Origin of the sequence: Bifidobacterium sp. SO1, from assembly GCF_018555335.1 — a bacterium.
Classification (GTDB): Bacteria; Actinomycetota; Actinomycetes; order Actinomycetales; family Bifidobacteriaceae; genus Bifidobacterium; species Bifidobacterium simiiventris.
On record NZ_JAFEJR010000008.1, the window covers coordinates 12,557 to 29,468 of the forward strand.

A 16,912-nucleotide genomic window follows, 5' to 3' on the forward strand; every position below is an offset into this window, starting at 1 on the left:
TACGCTCCCGTATGGCATGGGCAAAGCCCTTCTCGGCCTCCGGACCCGTATCCTACTTGTTCGCGAACTCGTCCGGATGAATGCCGAACCGATGGCAGGCGCGCGAATGCGAAGCCGGGATGCGGCCGGTCATGGCGTCATGCATGAGCATGTCCTGCACGAAGAACCATCCCTTCACGCTCTTCAACCGGATGATGATGTCGTCCGGCGCGTTCGGATGGAGGAACGCGCGGCAGCAGACCAACGCCGAATCCGGACGGGCCTCCACCACGCGGATGATCAGATCCGATGACAGTCGCGGGTTCGCCATGAGCGCGGCGAGAATGCTCTTCGACCGGGACCGCTCCGGAAACGACTCCAGCAGTCGCATGTTTGTGCGCGGACTGGCGGCGAGGGCGCAGCGCAGCATGTCACGCTGATCCGCCGGCACCCGTTTCGTGTCGAACGCCAACGATTCGAGATCCGCGTACACGTCATCCGGGGTTCGCGGATTACGAATCAGTTCCGCGGCAAGACCGATGCCTTTCCTCTCGTACAGGCCGTGCAGCATGTCCGACGTCACATGCGGGTTGAGGGCGAGCTTGCGATCCAGGATCGCATGATCATACAGGTAGCCGATCAGTGTTCGATCGGCGGTCTCCTCGATCATGCGGATGCGCGCATGCATGGCGCACACGTATGCGGCATCGACAGGCGTGCCGGCCTTCCCCGCATCCATCCACGCCAGGTAGTCATCCGTGACCCGCATCAACGGCTCGCCCTCCGAATCCACAATCCAATGATCACGATCGAAGCGCAGCATGTTGCCGGCGAACATGACGGTCTTCCCATCCTCCGCATCATACAGGCGGATCAGACGCCCATCCTTCGTACGCCAATATCCGCTTCCGATCACATGCTCCATGACAGACTCCAATCCCTCGACGGACATTCCTCGACGGGAGTCTCATGCGTCCGCCGCAAAAGAGGGAGTACGACCTGTTTCAGACGAACAGGGGATGCGCCTCCACGCGACCATCCACGAACGTCAGCAGTATGTCCACGGGCATGCCATCCAAACGGATCATCTCCGCATGACCCGAATCCAGCACACGATCCACCATTTCGCAGACAAGAGGCAGACCCGGATGCGCGTCAACCAGCTCCCGCCAGTCCGCACGGCCGAAACGACGGGCGGCGCAATCCTCCCAATCACGCCGATCCTCCACGCCATGCCGTTCGTTCGCCAACGCGACATCGAACAGGAGATCACCCGCCCAGGAGACCATGTCGATCAGATCATCCGCGATCAAAGCCTGCAGCAGACCGGGATGAACCCCGCCGTCAACCGGCTCGCACACGCGACCGATCCTCTCCCATACGGTCGGAAGCAGCATGCGAGTGAGAAACGATTTCAGATCATCCACAGAAACAGGATCATCCCAGTCCGGCTCCCTCATCCGGGCCGGCATCAAACCCGGCTCCGACACGCGATCATGGAACTCGAACCCCGACTCCATTCTCACCGAGCATCACCCCTTCCGAACAGGCGGATCGCCCTCCCGCGGATCAGATCATCCGACGGAAGCGGATCATCGAAGCCGACCATCACCGCATCCACGCGCAGCCAGTCATCACCATCAAGCCGGTACAGGGTGAGCGTCCCATACCGTCGCGCATACTCACGACGCAGCGTATCCGCGACCAGACGAGCATCCCCGCCCACCGCGGAAACCAGACGGGGACGCGCGCCGATGACGATCGTCTGCCAGTCCATCCGATCCGTGCCGCCCACCAGAATCGCGGCCGCCGCATCATACCCGCGATCACGCAGCGTATCCATGATGCTCGAACCGGGATCACGTTCGAACCCATCCGCATTCCACGACAACGGTCTCGCATGCGAACCGCATCCGTCGTTCACGACGATCAGATCCTCCGATGTCGCGCCGTCAAGAAACGGCAGCGGGTCCGGATGCGACGCATTCCACTCCAGCACGACCCTCTCACGGTCGTTCAATCCGATGGTTCTCAACCCGACATGCTCCCTCCACGATAAAGGAATCAGACGAGGAGAACATGCGTCCGCGTATCATAGGAAGGTATGGGACAGGACCTGAAACCCGACGGCGACAAGACAAGCATCACCATCCGGCTCGACCCGGACACGCTCCGGCATGCGCTCGCCTACGCGCGCGAAACCGGTCTCACTTTGGACGGGATCATCGAACGCCGACTCCAGACACTCCGCATTCCGCGAACGGAGCAACAGGGCATACCCGATGGGCTCATCCAGGCCGGCACGCATACGATCATCCTCCCCGACCCGGATCGGCCGAAGCATATGATCCATCTCCGTCTCGACCCCCGTATGCTTCCCGTCAGGGAGTCGGAGGGCAACAGGATGATCGCCATCCTCATCGCCGGCTCCTGCCATTACATCGCGCACATGGATGAGATCCCCGTCAGCGACATCCGACGTTTCGCGGAACTCCTCCACCCGGTCGGCCGAAACCTCATCAAGCATCTCGGTTATGTCGAAGGATTCCGGATCATCGGCTACCCGAACAGCAAAAGCAAAACCATTCGCATCGAACCCGGATTCGACGACACATATCAGAGCACGCTAAGACGGGTATTGGAAGCGGGTCAGAATTCGGGGCCGTCATCCGTGAACGAGTGAACCCAGCCCAGCCGTTCCACATGATCCCACACCACATCCGGGATCACGACCACCCGGCCATCCGCTCCGACCACGCTGTCACGACGCCACATGCATGCGCGCGCGCAGTCCGCCAACGCCAGTCCGATGCCCGGCCCCGTCACCCCGTCGATCAGATCCGGCGTCGCCCACAAACCCGACCAGCCGAGAAGCGGATCAGCGGACGGCAGCCACTGCACGTCATGACGCCAATCCTTCGGAAACGACTGCAAGAGGGCGAGCGACCATGCGCGCGCATCCAGGCGCGCCACATGCGCCGCCGACGCCAATATCATTGCGGCCGCACCCGCATGCTTCTCATCCAATCGTCCGGTCAGACTCCGCGCATACATGACACCGCTCCCGTACGGCATCCCACTCATGTTCAGAAGACGGTATCCGCCGTCATGAAGCCACCGCCAGTCATCGCCGGACGGGGTCACATGGTCGATCGCATCGGGAAGGAATGAGCATGGCGGACGCCATGCGAGCCATGACAGTTCGTTCGCCCGAGCATACTCCCGGGCGGAAGCCTCGTGGATGCGCAATGCCATCGACGCGACGTGCAGCCACTTCGACTCGCCGGCCGTGACCGTCAGCCCATCCCATTCGACGTTCAGCATGAACACTCCCGTCTTCCTGAACATATCCGACTGTCATCCACGTATGCGTCCGGAAGCGGATCGTACGGCGGGAAACCGGGATTTTCGACGGAACACCCCCGGTTCCCCGTACTTCGCAAGGAAAAACGCCTCCCACCTTTGATATCGGATCGATGTTTTCTGATTGAATTGGATTATCGGCGTGTTCCTAGTGGATTCGTTCTTTGGATGTGATTGTTGGATCGGGTTGTGGATGTGAGTGCATTCGTGTTATGCGGGGATTCGATGTCTATATTTGTTTTTTCGCATTGGCTTATTGACCGGTTTTCCCTTCCTCTGTTCTTGTCTCGTATGGGTTCGTTTTTCTTCCCTTCCCCTCTCTTTCTCCTTTCCTGTTTTCGTCTTCCCGTTTTTTCGTTTTCCGTTTTTCCTGTCTGTCCGTTTTCGTGCGAAGGGTTTTGCGGGGGATGGTTTTTCGCGTCGCATGGTCCGGTTCTGATTGCGCCGGTGCGTGCATCCCCGTTGCCGTCGCCTTTCGCGCCGGCCGTTGTCGGGGTCAGAGGATTCGTCTGGTCGCGTCGCGGATGATCACGCCGGTGCCTTTGTAGAGTCCCACTGTGAGGTCGAGGAGTCCTTTGAGGAGCGTGCCCTTGCGAAGGGTCCGTCCCGTCAGTCCGGCCGTCGAGGCTTGTCGCATGGGCGTGGGCTGGTCAAGTGTCCTCCCCATCGGACTGGTGGGCTGTTCCTTTTGCTTCGGCTCGCTGTTCCTTCGACCGGTTCGGGTGATGTGCCATTGCCGGTCCTCGCCGAGATCGAGTCTCATGCCGTCGTCGATCATATGGGCGAGCCGCGGGTCGGTGATGGTGGCGGTGCGATGACGGTTTCTTTCATCCGTGTCGTTGAGGCCGACGTGGAGCCGGTCTCCGGAGCGTTCCAGGCGGGTGAGGGTGAACGTGTGGCCGATGTGGATGAGCGGTGTGGCCGTGTCAAGGATGCGTTGCGTGTCGATGGGCTGGTCCCAGATTGGTTTCGTGTCGATGCGCGGATCCGTTTCCCGGACTTTTCCGTGTGCGGGCGTGGGGTGGAAGGGGAGTGTCGGGTTCGCGGACCATGGATCGTCGTCTTGTCTCGTGTTCGTGGTCGTATCGTCGGTGTGGGGCCGGTATGGTTTCGCGTGCGTGTGGATCCATTTCGGGTCGTCGGCATGCCGTTCGAGCTGTCGGATGGTATTGTCGTCCGCGTTGAGTCTGATGAGGAGCCGGTCGAGTGAGTCGGGGTCGTCCTTGTAGGCCTGGCTGATGACCGTCCGGGGGATATGCTGGTCTCCGAGTCTTACGGTGGGCGTGTCGGATGTGATGGTCTGCCGGTCTGCGAGTCGCCGGAGGATGGGTAGCGCCTGTTCGGGATCGGGATCATCGTGGAGGATGAGCTGATCATACCGGTCGCGCAGCCACGTGTCGTCGTCCGTATGCCGGTTGAGGTCGTCCTGTTCCCAGGGTTCGAGGCTGGCGTGGAGGATGGCGAGCATCGTCTCATGGTCGGGGTGTCCGCCCGTGTCGGGTGGGGTGAGGTCCGTGTCGGTCCTGTTGTCGTGTTCGTGGTCGTATTGTCCGCCGTCTGGGCGTCCGGCGGGCCTGTGGCTTCGATTGTTCGCATCCCTCATGCGGTGCGTCTATGCGTTTTGGGGGAGGGGGATGTTCGCGTCGGGGATGCGGGTGGCGACCTGTCGCCAGGGATCATAGTCGTGGATGATGCTGGCGGGGATCAGTCGGAGTCGGCGGAGTCCGTGCCGGTCGTGCAGGTGGATGATGTTCGTCCGGTTTTCGTCGCGGTAGAGTCCGTTCGCCATGTTCGCGGGCGTGGCCTCGGGGAGGGCTTCGTGGATGAGCCAGGTGCGTGGCCCGTCGATCAGATACGTGTGTCCATCCTTGTTGCGGAGCATGATCATGTCGGGTGCGGGGATGAGCGTGATCTGATCGTTGATGCGTCGACGCCGGTATTGGCGGATCATCGTCCCGCCTCCATAAGCGTCCGGACGGTCGTGTCGATGATCCGCTGTCGGAGTATCCGGTCGCCGGCGGTGTCCTGTCGGATTTCGAGCATGATGGCGTCGAAGCGTGGGTCGGGTGGCAGGTTGGGTGTGATGCTCCCCTTGTACGCGGTGTTGACGCCGACGGTGAGACTCGCATCGTGGAGTCGCTTGTGGAGGAGGATGGCGAGTCGGCGGCTTGGTTCGTCGTTGTTGACGCCGAGGATGATCTGGGGGCGCGGCTCATCCCTGTGTCGTTCGAATGGGAGCGGGGTCTTGGGGTAGGTGTGCAGGTCGATGATGGTGGCCCGATCGTGGATGTCGAGCATCATGCGAATCGTATTGGTGAAGGTCGCATGCCATGGCCGGTAGAGCCGGTTGAGGCGTTGCCCGCGTTCGCGCCCGTCCGGTTCGCGTCCGGGCTGGTAGAGGGGCCGGCCGTTCATGTCGTGCGTGTAGATGACGCCCATGCCGACCCGGTTCATTTCCTCACGGTCGTCGGGGTAGCGTTCCACGTCCACCCAGATACGGCTCATATGGTTGAGCATCATGCTCGCATCCAGTCGGTCCGCAAGCTCGCTTCCGATCGTGTCCGCATGCATGTCCCGGATGTTCCGGTACAAATGGTCGACGGCGGTCGGATCAGCGAACCTGTCCGGGGTGATCGTGTCGGGGAGCTGCTGGCCGGCGTGGGGGACGTGGATGAGGATCGGCTGTCCGCCGATCGTGAGGTCGAACATGTGCATGGTTGTCTGTATGCGTCCGTCTTCTAGTCTGCGTGGATGGGAACCGGCCAATACCGATTGCCGTCGGCGAGCAGCATCATCCGGTCACCGATCGGGGTTCCGTTCGAATCTGTGCTCATCGTGTCGCAGAAGAACAGCCCGCGATCATGGGTGACGGTGGGGACCGGAGTGTGTCCAACGGCCTGGATCAGGATCGAATCATGATCCGCCGTGAGTTCGCTTCGATCCGTCCACAGGGGTGAGGGTGTGGGGCTGTCGCCTCCGCGGGCCGCGCCGACCTGCCGGTAGAGCGTGGCGAGACCCGGGACGGTCATCCATTCGTTCAATCGCATTGCGATCATCATCGGATCGGTGACGTCGGGCATGTTCGTCTCCAGCCATGTGCGGGTGAGTCCCGCATGCGTGGCGATCATGCGCCCATCCGTCCAGGCGATGCGGAACGGGATCGCGGAGAGCAGTTCGTGGACGCGTCGCTTCGCGCCCGGCCTGTAACCGGGGAAGCCGATACTCTCCTTCAACAGCCGGAACGTGTCGTTCATGCCGAGCAGGTAGGGGATGTCATGATTGCCGATCAAAGGGATGATCTCCCGCGGCTCACGCCGGTACCAGTCGATGAAGCATTCGACCCAACGGATCTGCTCCCGGTTGGTGAGCGTCCAGTCGTCGCACAGGTCGCCGAGGAGGATGATCCGATCCGCGTGGCATCGGCCGGCGGCCGTGCCGATCAGGGGGAGGAGGTCGGGTTTGGCGTGCAGGTCGCCGACGATCAGGCTTCGGCTCAATGTCGGCTCCCATGGTCTAGCGGATGGTCGGGGTAGGCTCGCGCGTTCGCCGGGTCGAGCAGGGGGAGGAGTTCGTCGAGGCTGACGGGCCTGTGCCATGCGTCCCAGCCGATGTGGAGCTGGTCGTAGCCGCCGGCCCGGTCCGCGAAGTCGAAGATGGTCTTCGCGTGCGTGTGCCCGTGGAGGAGCCGTTCGTTCCTGTGCCCGTACCATTCGGGTGCGTGCGTGGAGAGGATCGGATTGGTCGCGTTCGTGCTCCGTTCGTCGGAATGTTCGCCGTCCATGAGATGACGGTACGGGTAGTGGCTGAGGATCAGCCGCCACGCATGCCCGTCATTGTCCTCCGCGTCGAGTTCGCCCATGTTGGCGATTTCGCAGAACAGGGGCCAGAGTTCCGTGTAGACTGCGGTGCAGCTTCTGGTTTCATGGTTGCCGAGGATGAGATGGCGTCGTTTCGCGGGAACGTTCAATCCGCGCAGGGCGTGTGCGGCCATGGTGACGGAGCGGTGCGATCCGGAGGACACGTCGCCGAGAATGTAGAGCGTGTCGTCGCATCCGGCGTGCGCGTTGATCATGTTGACGATCTTCGTGTCGTGCCGGGCGACGAGCTCCTCTTCGGGCAGATCGGGATCATCGTAGCCGCGGAGGCGTGCGACGAGCGGGTGTCCGAAATGCAGATCGGATGTGAACCAGATGGTCATGAGGCTTGCTCCTTCACTGGGGGTTCGCTGATCCATTGGAATCGTGTATGCGAGAATCGGCCGGCCCGCGTGACCGGCTCCAGCCATGGCCGATCCGCCGGCATGCAGCGGATGATGGCCGTCCGGGGATGGGTTTCCTCCAGTCGGACGGCGAGCAGCCATTGCAGTCGGTGCAGGCGGAGCAGCTTCGGATTGTCGGCCGGCTCATGCAGGTTCACGGTCTCCTTGAGATCCGTGGCGGCAAGCCGGAACACGCGCCGATCCGGCGTGGCGACCGTGGGCGTCGGATCGGTCAGGTCGATGATCGGCGTGCCGGTCATGCGGGAGTCTCCGTGATGGGGATTGCGATGAGCCGGCCGTGGAGCATGGCGAACATTTCGGGCTGCCAGTATTCCTTCAGCCACCGGTTCGCCTCCCCGGCCCCGAACGACCGGTATACGCCCTTATCGGTGTCTTTGGAGACGATGAGAAACGTGCCGTAAACGACTTCCGCTATCTCCCCGTCCACGATGAGGCCCCGGTTCGGGATGCTCCCGTTGATTTTCCCCTCCTCGTTGCAGATGATGTCGATGCCGGGGGCGATGCGGATCATTTCGATGTATCCGCCGACCTCATGCTGCAGGGAGGCGAGCGTGTTCTCGATGTGCCTGATTTCCGGATGGCGTCCCGGGCGGACGACGATCACGCGGATGCGATCCTCCGTCGATCCGATGGTCGTGGCCTTAGTCATTGTCGGCCTCCTTGAGCGGATTGTCGCGATTGTCCCTGATTTCCATGATCGTGCTTTTCACGTCGAGGATTTCGTCGGACTGGCCGTCGCCGTTCAGCCTGACCCATTCCCTCGCCTCGGTGAGGTTCATGCCTTGGGGTGCGCGGATGATGCGCCGTTCGGTCACGATGGTTTGTTCGATGAGCGTGTAATAGGCCATTCCTTCGGCGGACGGTTCGACGATGTGGTCGTCGATATGCGTGTCGAGCCATGTCTCGAAGTCCACGCGTTCGGGCAGATCATGCGCGTTCTCCTCGTCCGCCCACATTCGGGCGAGATCGCGGAGCGTGACCTCCGCATCCGGGTTTTCCGTGAGTCGCCATCCGGTGATGGGGTAGACGCGGATGGCGGCAAGCCGGGCGGTCTCGCGGATGATGTCCTTCATGGTGATGTCGCGATAGTAGGAATGATTGCCGGCGGTCATGCCTGTCCTCCTGATGATTGTGGTCGTATCGTCGCGGCCGTCCCATGCGTCCGCGACGATACGCGGGCTTCGATGTTCGTCCGGCTACTTCGTCTGTTCGAATTCGGCGAGCACGATGCGGGCGATCTCACGCCAATGGGCACGGGTCGTGTCGTCGGCCATACGCCAGTCGGACATGTTGACGGTCTGATAGATGATTTCGGCGAGACGCTCCGTCCGATCATCCGTTTCGCCGGTGCGGGGGATCGCGGTGTACGTCTGATCGGGGTCGAGCGGCTGGTCGTCCGGACCGGTGATCGTGAGGATCGTGTTCTCCTCATTGTCGATGTCGATAAGGTCGCCGTCGCCGTTCCGTTCGACCCATTCGAGGGCTTCGCGCATGGTCATGCCGGCGGGCGCATGGATGAGGCGCGTCTCGTACATGACCGTATGCACGCCGAGCTTGTAGTCGACCATATCCCCGCTCGGAGCCGTCACCCGCCCATTGCGAAGCCGATCGTCAAGCCAGGCTTCGAGGCTCTGTCCGTCCGGATTTTCGGCCCACCTGTCGGCGAGGTCGCGGAGCATGACGGGTCTGCCGTCATACGTCCATCCGCCGATCGGGTATTGGCGGCTGGACGCCAAATGGCTGAGTTCGCGCGTGAGATCCGGTTCCTTGATCATGATCCGATTCCTTTCGAATGATATTGCGGGGACGGTCGACTGCCGCCCCGTTGTTCGCGGTCGGATCATGCGTCCGCATATCCCTTCGTCAACTGTCTTTCCGCGGTGCGGCGCGGAAGGTTTCGGGATTCTCCGCGGCCCTGTCAATTTCCGCGGACAGTCGGGAGACGGCCTCATTCGGGTCGTCGAATCGTTCGACCCTCCAACCGTAGGAAGGGTCCGGATACTCCAATCGGAAGATCGGGTCATGCTCGTCATAAATGACCGACATGCTGATGATGGCATGCGGATCATCCGCCGGACGAATGTTCAGGCTGGCTCCATCCATCGGCCTGACGGGCGGGGCGACGGGATAATCCACGTCAAAGGCGAGTCCTCTCTTTCGAAGCAGGACCAGTTCGGAGCAAAGTTCCGTCACCGTATCCTCGGGGATGATTCTCAGCAGCTCCGGCAGCAGCAGCTCCTTTCCTCCCCTATGGGGCGCGCCATGCGAATCACGTATCTCGAACATCCCTTTTGTTATCTGACGGACAGGCAGCTCATCCCCGATGTCATCAGGGGATGGGGTGTCATCGAGGATTCCCGTCAGCCATCGTATGAATCCTCCGCCCTTGCTAGGTCGGGATTGTTTTCGCGCGTTCCGTGGCATAGCTTCGCTTCCTGTCCGTTCGACGATCATGTCATCCACGGTATCAGGGGGGAGGATGTCGTCATCCCCTTCGACGGCCAACGCGCCGTCGAAGGTTCCCGCGAGTCCTTGGGGCAGTCCCTTCGCCCGATGGCTTCTATGGTTCGCATCCAGCACCATGATCATGCTCCCTGCCCGTCCGCTGTCCGATCGGTCGGATGCTATTCGCCTAATCGAAGGTGATCATGGTCAGCCAGCTATCGGGGTCGAACGAGTCCACGCCACGGCTACGGCGCAGGCCGGATGCGGCGAGCGTTTCGTCGGCCCCGTCCATGACGGGAAGGTATTCGTGATCGTTAGCCCATGCGACGATCCCGTTCATCCTCTGCGTTTCCCGCGGCAGGTCGAACAGGAGTCGCATCGCGTTCACATGCCGGCCCGTCTGAATCGGCTTGCCGTCCGGGTCGAACTTGATCTCGTAGAGGAACCCGTCGTCCTCATCCTCGTTGCCATGCCAGTGGAGGCCGTCGCGGGTTTCGTCGAAGTGGCTTTTCGCCGCTGTCAGCAGACGATCCATTTGGAGCATGAGAAGACGCCTGTTCGGATCGGGATCATCGTCGGCGATCCGAATGGGACGGATCCTGTCGTCTTCGACGCGGATGATCATCCTCGGGTTGACGAGCATGCAATGCGGTTCGTCGCAACGGTCGTCCGCGCCGGTGAGAACCAGCAGGGGCGGGTTCCTTTCAGCCTTCACGAGAATGTCGTCGATCCCGTCTCTGGCGTACAGGCGGCGAATCGTGCCGGATGGGGATGGTTCGTTGAGGATGATGCACGTCCGGAATCCTATGAGCATGACGAGCCTCCTTCTTCGTCGTTCCTGTCGTGTCGGATCGGCATGCGTCCGTATCGTTCATTTCTCGTCGGACAGGATGAAAGGCACGATGATTCCCGACAGGAGGCTGATCGCGAACATGATGACGGCGGACACCGAGAGTATCCAGTGGACGTCCCCGCCCAGCTCGAACAGGTGCGCCGCATATGCGAGTCCCATGAGAATCATGCCCGCAAGATTCGTCGTCTCCTTGAACTGTTCCTTAAGCTCGTCCATTTTCCGCTCCTTGTCTTCGTTTTTCCTTTTGACTTCCTCCCCGTCCTAAAGGACGGGGATTCCTACGACCGGAGCCGTGTCATAGGCTCCGGTTTCGGTGGGTTCCCGTCCAGCCCATAATGCGGCTTTTCGGGCGTTTATCGACTCCGCGAGTCCCGCGGCGTCGAACAGGTTGACACAGGCGTTCCAATCCCGGTCAAGAATGCTGTGGCATTGGGCACACTCCCATACGGTCACGGAGAGTGGAACTTTGGCAAGATGCCCGCATTGGGAGCATCGCCCAGTGCTCGGATACTCCTTGGGGACTTTGATCACTTTACGACCGTGCTTCTCCGCCTGGATCATGATGCAGTCCTGCATCATGCGCATCGCGGAATCCGACAATGCCTTCTGCGCGGGTCCCTTGTGGATCATGTCTTTGATGTCAAGCGTTTCGAGGATGATCGTTTGGTTGTCGCGAACGATCCTCACGGCGCTCTGCATGAGATGATCCAGCCGAATGTGGCGGATGCGCGCATGAAGACGGTTTATCCGAATCTGCAGCTTCTCATAATTATGCGATCCTTTCTCATGTTTCGACTGCTCGCTTTGAAGCCTCGCGAGCTTACGCTCCAGCATCCTGTAGGGTCGGGGATTGTCGATGCGGGAACGCTTCCCGAGATTATTCACCAAGGATGCGGTGTATCGGCATCCCGCGTCCACGGTCACCGTACGCCCGTTGGGTCTGTATGACTCCATCGTGGTCTTGACGACGAAGCTCACATAGTAGCGCCCATCCGGCTCCCGAATGATTGTCGCGGAGGATGGTATCGAGGGGAGCATCCGGCTCGACCGGAACCTCAATCGTCCCACTTTGGCGATGGTGACGAACCCCCAGCGCGCATTCTCCATCTGCTCCACCCGACGGAATCCTCGTGTGGAGAATTCAGCCGACTGGGTTCCATGCTTGGATGCATATCCCGGCTTTCCGTAGAACAATTCGGGATCGTGGAGCGCCTTGAAGTAATTGACGTACGCCTTCTCCACGTGGCGCACCTCCTGCTGGAGGGTCACGCTGGACACCTCGTTCAGAAACGCATAATCAGGATCCCGTTTCAACCCCGTCAGAATCCGATCCAATTCACGATACTTCCTGAACGGCAGATTCTGCTGGAAGTCACTCTCACGGATCTCCACCATCGTGTTATGCACGAGTCTGACACAGCCGAATACGCGACGCAGCAGTCTCTCCTGCCCCCTCGTGGGATACAGGCGAAAACGATAACGCCGCGTCAACGTGTTCATGACCTATGCATGCGTCCGCGAGATCTGATCGGAATCCCACCGCCCTGAAGGGCGGAGCCTCTCTAAAACAAGGTGAACGTGGACTGCTCATGCGTCCGCGACGGCATAGGTTCTGCTCATGAGCATTCTTGATCTTGGGACGAACGGGTGGCGCGCGTTCTGGTCGAATACGACCGCGCCGGGCGCGTTCGGCATTTATTTCCTTGTCCTTATAGTGAGCCTGCTGATCGGCGTCGCGTTCCACAGTGAACGGTCGATGCTTATGCTCGGCATTCGCGCCGTGTGCGCGGTGATGGCCGCGGTCATGATCGTCGGCGTGATCGGCGTATTGGGTTTGAATCTGAACGGTCTGACCCCGGTGATCAACTGGTTCCTCACCCAGATTCAGGCCCCGTTCTACATTCCCGTCAAATAGGAAAGGGGTCTTATGGGAGGCAAGGGCGGTGGCCCGTTGAAGATGCTCGTGGGCATGATCGTCACCCTGTTCCTATTGGGCACGCTCATGGTCGCACTGGTGTCATCGGGAGGGTGGAGCGTGCTCAGCGACACGCTCGGCATCGGGAACCCGGATGCGACCACCGGGGAGCTGACGGGTGACAAGGGGGAGACGCCGGGGAATCCGAATGCGAGACCATTGGATGAACTGGTGATGGAATGGTTCGGCGGCGGCACGGGTTCCGGCGGAGCATCCGCCGGGACGGCTGGAAGACCGACGGAAGGGTCGAAGTCCTCCGCCGGGAGCGAGGCTACGCGCGGCGGGTCGAAGACCGATGGGAAAACCGACAGGCCGTCGAAGACCGGAAGCGTGGAATCGTGGAAGGCGGCGTTGAACGCGACGAATGGGATCGCGGTAGCGAAAGCCCGTCCGGGCGGCTATGATCGCGAAACCCAGTTCGGAGGCTGGGCCGATGCCAATTGCGGAAGGGCCACGACCCGCGACACGATTCTCGCCCGCGACATGACGGATGTCGTCAAAGACAAGGCATGCCGTGTCACATCCGGCACGTTGGATGACCCGTATACGGGGAAGACGATCACGTTCAAGCGCGGGGAGAAGACCAGCATGGCCGTGCAGATCGATCATGTCGTCAGCCTGCAGGACGCGTACGCGTCCGGCGCGCGCGACTGGCCGCAGTCGAAGCGCGTCGCATACGCGAACGATCCGGACGTGCTGCTGGCCTCGGATGGGCCGGCGAACATGGCGAAGGGCAACGGACTGGATTTCCATGGGACGAGCCGCTGGCTGATCCAGCATACGGGCGCTCCCGACATCTGGATGCCGGACAACAAGGATTACCGGTGCGACTACATGGCGAAACGCGCGTCGATCAAATCGAAATACGGTCTGTCGATGACCGCGCGCGAGAAGCAGGAGACGGTCACGTTCCTCGCCCAATGCGTCAGCGGAAGACAGTAGATCAAGGAAAGGAAACGGGAAGTGCCGTATCTGATCAACGGGAACAACAGGGTGAAGACGACGGGCGTCAATCCGTCGGACATGCTCACGGAGGCGATGAGGCTCGCCCAGAAGACGGGATTGAAGACAAGTCTCGCGGATGATCGCGGCCGGAAGGTGATGACGATCCTTCCGAACCCCATGTTCGAGGAAACCCATTGACGGCCATGACATAGGGGGATGCGGTTCGGTTCACAATGAACCGAACCTTCTTCTGTTTCCGTCATCATTGCGCATGATGCGGCGATGCTCATCCTGCTCATCCTCATGGTCGCCGATCCTTCCGCAGGCGAGCATGAGGATGAGCAGGATGAGCATCGGCAGCATGAGGCAGAGGATCGCATCCCAGTCCACACGCTTCTCCCTTCTAATAGTGGATGTATTCAAGCGTCTTCGCCGCGGCCGCATCCAGGTCGCGTTGGAATGGGCCCACCTGCCCGTTGACGTTCGCTTCGCTGATCGTGATCGAACCATCCTTGTGGACCTGTTCGACGATGGCGACATGCCCGTACGCGGGATCGGCTCCTTCCTGTCCGGGCTGGAACACGACGGCCGCATACCGGCGCGGCGTGGAGTCGGTCCAGTAGCCGAGGCTTCGCGCGTTGGCGGGCCAGTCGCGCGCGTTGCCGAACCGGCTGCCGGTCGGCAGTCCGAGTTCATGACGGCGTTTGTACGCCCACCATGTGCACTGTCCGTACGGGTATGCGTTCCCCGTGTCGCCGGTCGCATGATCCGGATCGTATCCATCGGGAATGCTCGCGTCGTCCCGCCCGTTGATGAGGATGCGGATCATCGGATTGTCCGCATGCCGGCGGGTGAGCGTGTCCGTGTCAAGGGTTTCGGTCTCCCCCCATGTCCCGTCATTGGAGTCGGTCGCCGACGAGATCGGCTCCCTTGTCTCGCTTCGGCTGGCCGCTCCCGTCGCTTCGACGAATCTGGTCGTGCCGCCGACCGTACGGCTCATGCGGATCGTCGTGTCTGACATGCCCGTTCCGGAGGTGAGCATGGGAGTGAGGATGAACATGCCCGCGAACAGGAGAGAGGCGACCGATCCCAGGGTGAGGATGATTCGTTGGTGGCGTCTGCGCAGCCGGGTGGCCTGACGGCGTGACGTGACCGGCATGGGGCCGGTGTTCCTGTGTTTCGCTCGCATGCGGCCGGTATGCGTCATCGGCTTCCATCCTTCGACGTTCCGTCCGCAGCCGTGTCGTCGTCCGTTCCGGTCGTGTCCGAGGCGATGGCATTCGCCGGCAGTCTGTTCATGTAATCCTTGAGGTCCGGGCCGGCGCCGGGCGCCCCCCATGCGAGGATGCGCGGCGTTCCGTCGGGGTTCGACGTGAGCAGATCATACGTGAACTGGGTTTGCACGGCCTGTTCGCCGCGCCCCTTCAACGTGATCGTGACGCGGATGAGCGCCCTGTCGCTGGTCGCGTTGTTCCGATCCACCCTGCCAGCATCCAGGTAGGCGGCCTTTTCGATGCTCGTGTTCTCCACATGCCCCAATCCCAGGGACCGGTATGAGGCGTTCGGATCCGGGTCGGTCATGAGCACGGTGAGCGCCGCGGAATCGTCTCCCATGAGAGCCGTCGCCCACTGGCCCGTGAGCGTGGTCAGGGCCTGTGAGGGCTGGAGGGATCCGAGCATGCCGGTCCAGTCGTCGCCGCCGTTCGGACTGACGGTATCGGGGATGCCGATCCGTTCGACGGCGGGCCATCCGGCCAGCTGTCCGTCCGTGTCGCGGACGGTGGCCGTCACCTTCCACCAGCCGAGGTCACTGTCGACGATGAGAGTGTTCGCGGTGGCCTTCACGCCGTCGGATCCGTTCTTCAGGCGGATGGTCTTCGACCCGTTCCATGAGATGATCCGCGCGTTCGCGCCCAAAGGCTCGTCCTTGAGCCATTGTTCGGTCAAAGCCCATGCGATCGTCCGGCCGGACGGGTCCAGGTCCGTGGATGGCGCGATCACGGTCTGCGCCGTCGGGTTCATGAGCATGTAGAGGATGCTTAGCAGGAGGATCGTGTTGACGGTCCTTTGCCATATGGCGACGTTGATGCCCAGCCGTCGTTTCGCCCAGTGTCCGAACTGCTCCAACGGGCTTGGGAGATCCTTTTTCGGATCCGGCTTCTCCCATTTCGCCCTCGCGTCCATTCCGCCCGTTCGTCTGACCATGAGGGGCGTCTATGCGGCATAGCGGTCATGCCGGAAGCCCGAATCATCGACAATGTGAAAGGGGATGGGTTTCAATGAAGGAGATCACCATTGCGGCCGCGCCGCGCATCGTCCAGCCCACCAAGGATGGGATTTCGAAGCTCACCGGCTATCTGACCGCGAATTCCGCTTTGGCGACGCTGCTGGTCATCATCGGAGCGTTCGCGATCTGCGTGTGCGCGTTCCTGCTGATCCTCCGCAAGTTCTGGCCGAACAGTCCGATCGGCCAGCAGCTGCAGGGCAACGGGACGATGGTGTGGTGCGCGGCCGGCATGCTGGTCGGTCTGATGCTGATCCTCCCGTCACAGATCCTCCCGTTCGTGGGCGCGATCCTCGCGACGCTTCTCCAGCTGCTATTGGACATCTTAGCCGCGGTGTTTCACCTGTAGGCGGGGGCGGATCATGCTGTTCGATCTGACCGCGATCAGCGGTCAGAGGGTGAATCAGGTCGATGAGCTGCATCTGGGCGGCCGCCAGTGGGTGTCCAGCACGGATGTGTTCATCGGCGCGGGCGGCATGCTGGTCGGCGGCCTGCTGGGCGAGCTGATACGGCTCACCCCGTTGGCGGCCGGCCAGTGGTGGCCGTTCCTGCTGATCCCGGTCGGACTGGTCGTCGCGCTTGTCCTGTTCGCGCGGAAAAGAAGCGTGGAGGGTGAGACGCATGCGCGCCGGTTCGACCGGATACTCGACTCTTATCAGAACATGGACGGCCGGTTCGTTCTTCCCGGCTCGCTTGAACCGTTCGACCCGGCCGGCTACGAGCTGATCGAACTCCACGATCACGTGATCGACCGGATGATCATCTGACCGGGATCATCGTTTCCGCATT

Annotated in this window: 26 protein-coding genes; 6 read left to right on the forward strand and 20 right to left on the reverse strand. The window is 61.4% G+C overall.

The features are described from left to right. Positions 1–52: 52 nt before the first annotated feature. From JS541_RS07840 to JS541_RS07850, 3 genes are all read right to left on the reverse strand, one after another. Positions 53–904, reverse strand: coding sequence for a hypothetical protein (locus JS541_RS07840; protein WP_214373908.1), 852 nt, complete (start codon positions 902–904; stop codon positions 53–55). 79 nt (positions 905–983) lie between these two features. Then, positions 984–1,505, reverse strand: a complete 522-nt coding sequence (locus tag JS541_RS07845; protein ID WP_214373909.1) for a hypothetical protein — start codon at positions 1,503–1,505, stop codon at positions 984–986. After that, positions 1,502–2,014 carry a hypothetical protein gene (locus JS541_RS07850; RefSeq protein ID WP_214373910.1) on the reverse strand — a complete coding sequence of 171 codons (513 nt, stop codon included), beginning with the start codon at positions 2,012–2,014 and terminating at the stop codon, positions 1,502–1,504. The genes JS541_RS07845 and JS541_RS07850 overlap by 4 nt, the downstream gene beginning before the upstream one ends. 69 nt (positions 2,015–2,083) lie before the next feature. On the opposite strand from JS541_RS07850, the gene JS541_RS07855 reads away from it, so the two are divergent. After that, positions 2,084–2,662: a hypothetical protein gene (locus tag JS541_RS07855; RefSeq protein ID WP_214373911.1), complete on the forward strand. Its 579-nt coding sequence runs from the start codon at positions 2,084–2,086 to the stop codon at positions 2,660–2,662. Here JS541_RS07855 and JS541_RS07860 read toward each other — a convergent pair. From JS541_RS07860 to JS541_RS07925, 14 genes are all read right to left on the reverse strand, one after another. Further along, positions 2,629–3,303, reverse strand: a complete 675-nt coding sequence (locus JS541_RS07860) for a hypothetical protein (RefSeq protein WP_214373912.1) — start codon at positions 3,301–3,303, stop codon at positions 2,629–2,631. The genes JS541_RS07855 and JS541_RS07860 overlap by 34 nt on opposite strands. Before the next feature lie 535 nt (positions 3,304–3,838). Then, the gene (locus tag JS541_RS07865; RefSeq protein ID WP_214373913.1) at positions 3,839–4,945 is read right to left on the reverse strand and encodes a hypothetical protein; all 1,107 of its coding nucleotides are present in this window, start codon (positions 4,943–4,945) and stop codon (positions 3,839–3,841) included. A 9-nt stretch (positions 4,946–4,954) separates the two neighbouring features. Further along, on the reverse strand, positions 4,955–5,293 hold the full coding sequence (locus JS541_RS07870; protein WP_214373914.1) for a hypothetical protein: 339 nt from the start codon (positions 5,291–5,293) through the stop codon (positions 4,955–4,957). Further along, a complete protein-coding gene (locus tag JS541_RS07875) occupies positions 5,290–6,057 on the reverse strand; it encodes an N-formylglutamate amidohydrolase (protein WP_240539285.1) in 768 nt (255 codons plus the stop codon). The genes JS541_RS07870 and JS541_RS07875 overlap by 4 nt, the downstream gene beginning before the upstream one ends. A gap of 23 nt (positions 6,058–6,080) precedes the next feature. After that, positions 6,081–6,839, reverse strand: a complete 759-nt coding sequence (locus JS541_RS07880) for a metallophosphoesterase family protein (protein ID WP_214373915.1) — start codon at positions 6,837–6,839, stop codon at positions 6,081–6,083. Continuing rightward, on the reverse strand, positions 6,836–7,540 hold the full coding sequence (locus JS541_RS07885; RefSeq protein ID WP_214373916.1) for a metallophosphoesterase: 705 nt from the start codon (positions 7,538–7,540) through the stop codon (positions 6,836–6,838). Before JS541_RS07885 ends, JS541_RS07880 begins: the two co-directional genes overlap by 4 nt. After that, a complete protein-coding gene (locus JS541_RS07890) occupies positions 7,537–7,860 on the reverse strand; it encodes a hypothetical protein (protein ID WP_214373917.1) in 324 nt (107 codons plus the stop codon). The genes JS541_RS07885 and JS541_RS07890 overlap by 4 nt, the downstream gene beginning before the upstream one ends. Continuing rightward, entirely contained in the window at positions 7,857–8,270 is a 414-nt protein-coding gene (locus JS541_RS07895) for a DUF3846 domain-containing protein (protein WP_214373918.1), read from the reverse strand. The genes JS541_RS07890 and JS541_RS07895 overlap by 4 nt, the downstream gene beginning before the upstream one ends. After that, positions 8,263–8,733, reverse strand: a complete 471-nt coding sequence (locus JS541_RS07900; protein WP_214373919.1) for a hypothetical protein — start codon at positions 8,731–8,733, stop codon at positions 8,263–8,265. Before JS541_RS07900 ends, JS541_RS07895 begins: the two co-directional genes overlap by 8 nt. Before the next feature lie 84 nt (positions 8,734–8,817). Then, positions 8,818–9,396 carry a hypothetical protein gene (locus JS541_RS07905; protein WP_214373920.1) on the reverse strand — a complete coding sequence of 193 codons (579 nt, stop codon included), beginning with the start codon at positions 9,394–9,396 and terminating at the stop codon, positions 8,818–8,820. Between the two features lie 88 nt (positions 9,397–9,484). Beyond that, entirely contained in the window at positions 9,485–10,204 is a 720-nt protein-coding gene (locus tag JS541_RS07910) for a hypothetical protein (RefSeq protein ID WP_214373921.1), read from the reverse strand. Positions 10,205–10,253: 49 nt separating this feature from the next. After that, a complete protein-coding gene (locus JS541_RS07915) occupies positions 10,254–10,880 on the reverse strand; it encodes a hypothetical protein (RefSeq protein ID WP_214373922.1) in 627 nt (208 codons plus the stop codon). Positions 10,881–10,937: 57 nt separating this feature from the next. Then, complete coding sequence (locus JS541_RS07920; protein WP_214373923.1) at positions 10,938–11,135, reverse strand: hypothetical protein; 198 nt, start codon at positions 11,133–11,135, stop codon at positions 10,938–10,940. A 45-nt stretch (positions 11,136–11,180) separates the two neighbouring features. Then, complete coding sequence (locus JS541_RS07925; protein WP_214373924.1) at positions 11,181–12,419, reverse strand: RNA-guided endonuclease TnpB family protein; 1,239 nt, start codon at positions 12,417–12,419, stop codon at positions 11,181–11,183. 118 nt (positions 12,420–12,537) lie between these two features. On the opposite strand from JS541_RS07925, the gene JS541_RS07930 reads away from it, so the two are divergent. From JS541_RS07930 to JS541_RS07940, 3 genes are read left to right on the forward strand one after another with little or no spacing between them, the layout of a single operon-like run. Beyond that, positions 12,538–12,834: a hypothetical protein gene (locus JS541_RS07930; protein WP_214373925.1), complete on the forward strand. Its 297-nt coding sequence runs from the start codon at positions 12,538–12,540 to the stop codon at positions 12,832–12,834. 12 nt (positions 12,835–12,846) lie between these two features. Beyond that, positions 12,847–13,836 carry an HNH endonuclease family protein gene (locus JS541_RS07935; RefSeq protein WP_214373926.1) on the forward strand — a complete coding sequence of 330 codons (990 nt, stop codon included), beginning with the start codon at positions 12,847–12,849 and terminating at the stop codon, positions 13,834–13,836. Between the two features lie 21 nt (positions 13,837–13,857). Further along, positions 13,858–14,037 (forward strand): hypothetical protein, encoded by a 180-nt coding sequence (locus tag JS541_RS07940; RefSeq protein ID WP_214373927.1) that lies wholly within the window; start codon positions 13,858–13,860, stop codon positions 14,035–14,037. A 30-nt stretch (positions 14,038–14,067) separates the two neighbouring features. On the opposite strand, the gene JS541_RS07945 is transcribed toward JS541_RS07940, so the two are convergent. The 3 genes from JS541_RS07945 to JS541_RS07955 are packed head-to-tail and all read right to left on the reverse strand — an operon-like array spanning position 14,068 to position 16,044. Next, positions 14,068–14,229, reverse strand: coding sequence for a hypothetical protein (locus tag JS541_RS07945; RefSeq protein WP_214373928.1), 162 nt, complete (start codon positions 14,227–14,229; stop codon positions 14,068–14,070). Positions 14,230–14,242: 13 nt separating this feature from the next. Further along, a complete protein-coding gene (locus tag JS541_RS07950) occupies positions 14,243–15,046 on the reverse strand; it encodes a CHAP domain-containing protein (RefSeq protein ID WP_240539286.1) in 804 nt (267 codons plus the stop codon). Further along, on the reverse strand, positions 15,043–16,044 hold the full coding sequence (locus JS541_RS07955; protein WP_214373929.1) for a hypothetical protein: 1,002 nt from the start codon (positions 16,042–16,044) through the stop codon (positions 15,043–15,045). Before JS541_RS07955 ends, JS541_RS07950 begins: the two co-directional genes overlap by 4 nt. A 74-nt stretch (positions 16,045–16,118) precedes the next feature. On the opposite strand from JS541_RS07955, the gene JS541_RS07960 reads away from it, so the two are divergent. Then, positions 16,119–16,472, forward strand: a complete 354-nt coding sequence (locus JS541_RS07960; RefSeq protein WP_214373930.1) for a hypothetical protein — start codon at positions 16,119–16,121, stop codon at positions 16,470–16,472. Positions 16,473–16,485: 13 nt separating this feature from the next. After that, the gene (locus JS541_RS07965; RefSeq protein ID WP_214373931.1) at positions 16,486–16,890 is read left to right on the forward strand and encodes a hypothetical protein; all 405 of its coding nucleotides are present in this window, start codon (positions 16,486–16,488) and stop codon (positions 16,888–16,890) included. Positions 16,891–16,912 lie beyond the last annotated feature (22 nt).

Coding starts and splice junctions, on each gene's coding strand:
- JS541_RS07840 (WP_214373908.1), bottom strand. CDS start 904: ATGGAGCATGTGATCGGAAGCGGATATTGGCGTACGAAGGATGGGCGT.
- JS541_RS07855 (WP_214373911.1), top strand. CDS start 2,084: ATGGGACAGGACCTGAAACCCGACGGCGACAAGACAAGCATCACCATC.
- JS541_RS07860 (WP_214373912.1), bottom strand. CDS start 3,303: ATGCTGAACGTCGAATGGGATGGGCTGACGGTCACGGCCGGCGAGTCG.
- JS541_RS07865 (WP_214373913.1), bottom strand. CDS start 4,945: ATGAGGGATGCGAACAATCGAAGCCACAGGCCCGCCGGACGCCCAGAC.
- JS541_RS07870 (WP_214373914.1), bottom strand. CDS start 5,293: ATGATCCGCCAATACCGGCGTCGACGCATCAACGATCAGATCACGCTC.
- JS541_RS07875 (WP_240539285.1), bottom strand. CDS start 6,057: ATGCACATGTTCGACCTCACGATCGGCGGACAGCCGATCCTCATCCAC.
- JS541_RS07885 (WP_214373916.1), bottom strand. CDS start 7,540: ATGACCATCTGGTTCACATCCGATCTGCATTTCGGACACCCGCTCGTC.
- JS541_RS07890 (WP_214373917.1), bottom strand. CDS start 7,860: ATGACCGGCACGCCGATCATCGACCTGACCGATCCGACGCCCACGGTC.
- JS541_RS07895 (WP_214373918.1), bottom strand. CDS start 8,270: ATGACTAAGGCCACGACCATCGGATCGACGGAGGATCGCATCCGCGTG.
- JS541_RS07900 (WP_214373919.1), bottom strand. CDS start 8,733: ATGACCGCCGGCAATCATTCCTACTATCGCGACATCACCATGAAGGAC.
- JS541_RS07905 (WP_214373920.1), bottom strand. CDS start 9,396: ATGATCAAGGAACCGGATCTCACGCGCGAACTCAGCCATTTGGCGTCC.
- JS541_RS07910 (WP_214373921.1), bottom strand. CDS start 10,204: ATGGTGCTGGATGCGAACCATAGAAGCCATCGGGCGAAGGGACTGCCC.
- JS541_RS07915 (WP_214373922.1), bottom strand. CDS start 10,880: ATGCTCATAGGATTCCGGACGTGCATCATCCTCAACGAACCATCCCCA.
- JS541_RS07920 (WP_214373923.1), bottom strand. CDS start 11,135: ATGGACGAGCTTAAGGAACAGTTCAAGGAGACGACGAATCTTGCGGGC.
- JS541_RS07925 (WP_214373924.1), bottom strand. CDS start 12,419: ATGAACACGTTGACGCGGCGTTATCGTTTTCGCCTGTATCCCACGAGG.
- JS541_RS07930 (WP_214373925.1), top strand. CDS start 12,538: ATGAGCATTCTTGATCTTGGGACGAACGGGTGGCGCGCGTTCTGGTCG.
- JS541_RS07935 (WP_214373926.1), top strand. CDS start 12,847: ATGGGAGGCAAGGGCGGTGGCCCGTTGAAGATGCTCGTGGGCATGATC.
- JS541_RS07950 (WP_240539286.1), bottom strand. CDS start 15,046: ATGACGCATACCGGCCGCATGCGAGCGAAACACAGGAACACCGGCCCC.
- JS541_RS07955 (WP_214373929.1), bottom strand. CDS start 16,044: ATGGTCAGACGAACGGGCGGAATGGACGCGAGGGCGAAATGGGAGAAG.
- JS541_RS07960 (WP_214373930.1), top strand. CDS start 16,119: ATGAAGGAGATCACCATTGCGGCCGCGCCGCGCATCGTCCAGCCCACC.
- JS541_RS07965 (WP_214373931.1), top strand. CDS start 16,486: ATGCTGTTCGATCTGACCGCGATCAGCGGTCAGAGGGTGAATCAGGTC.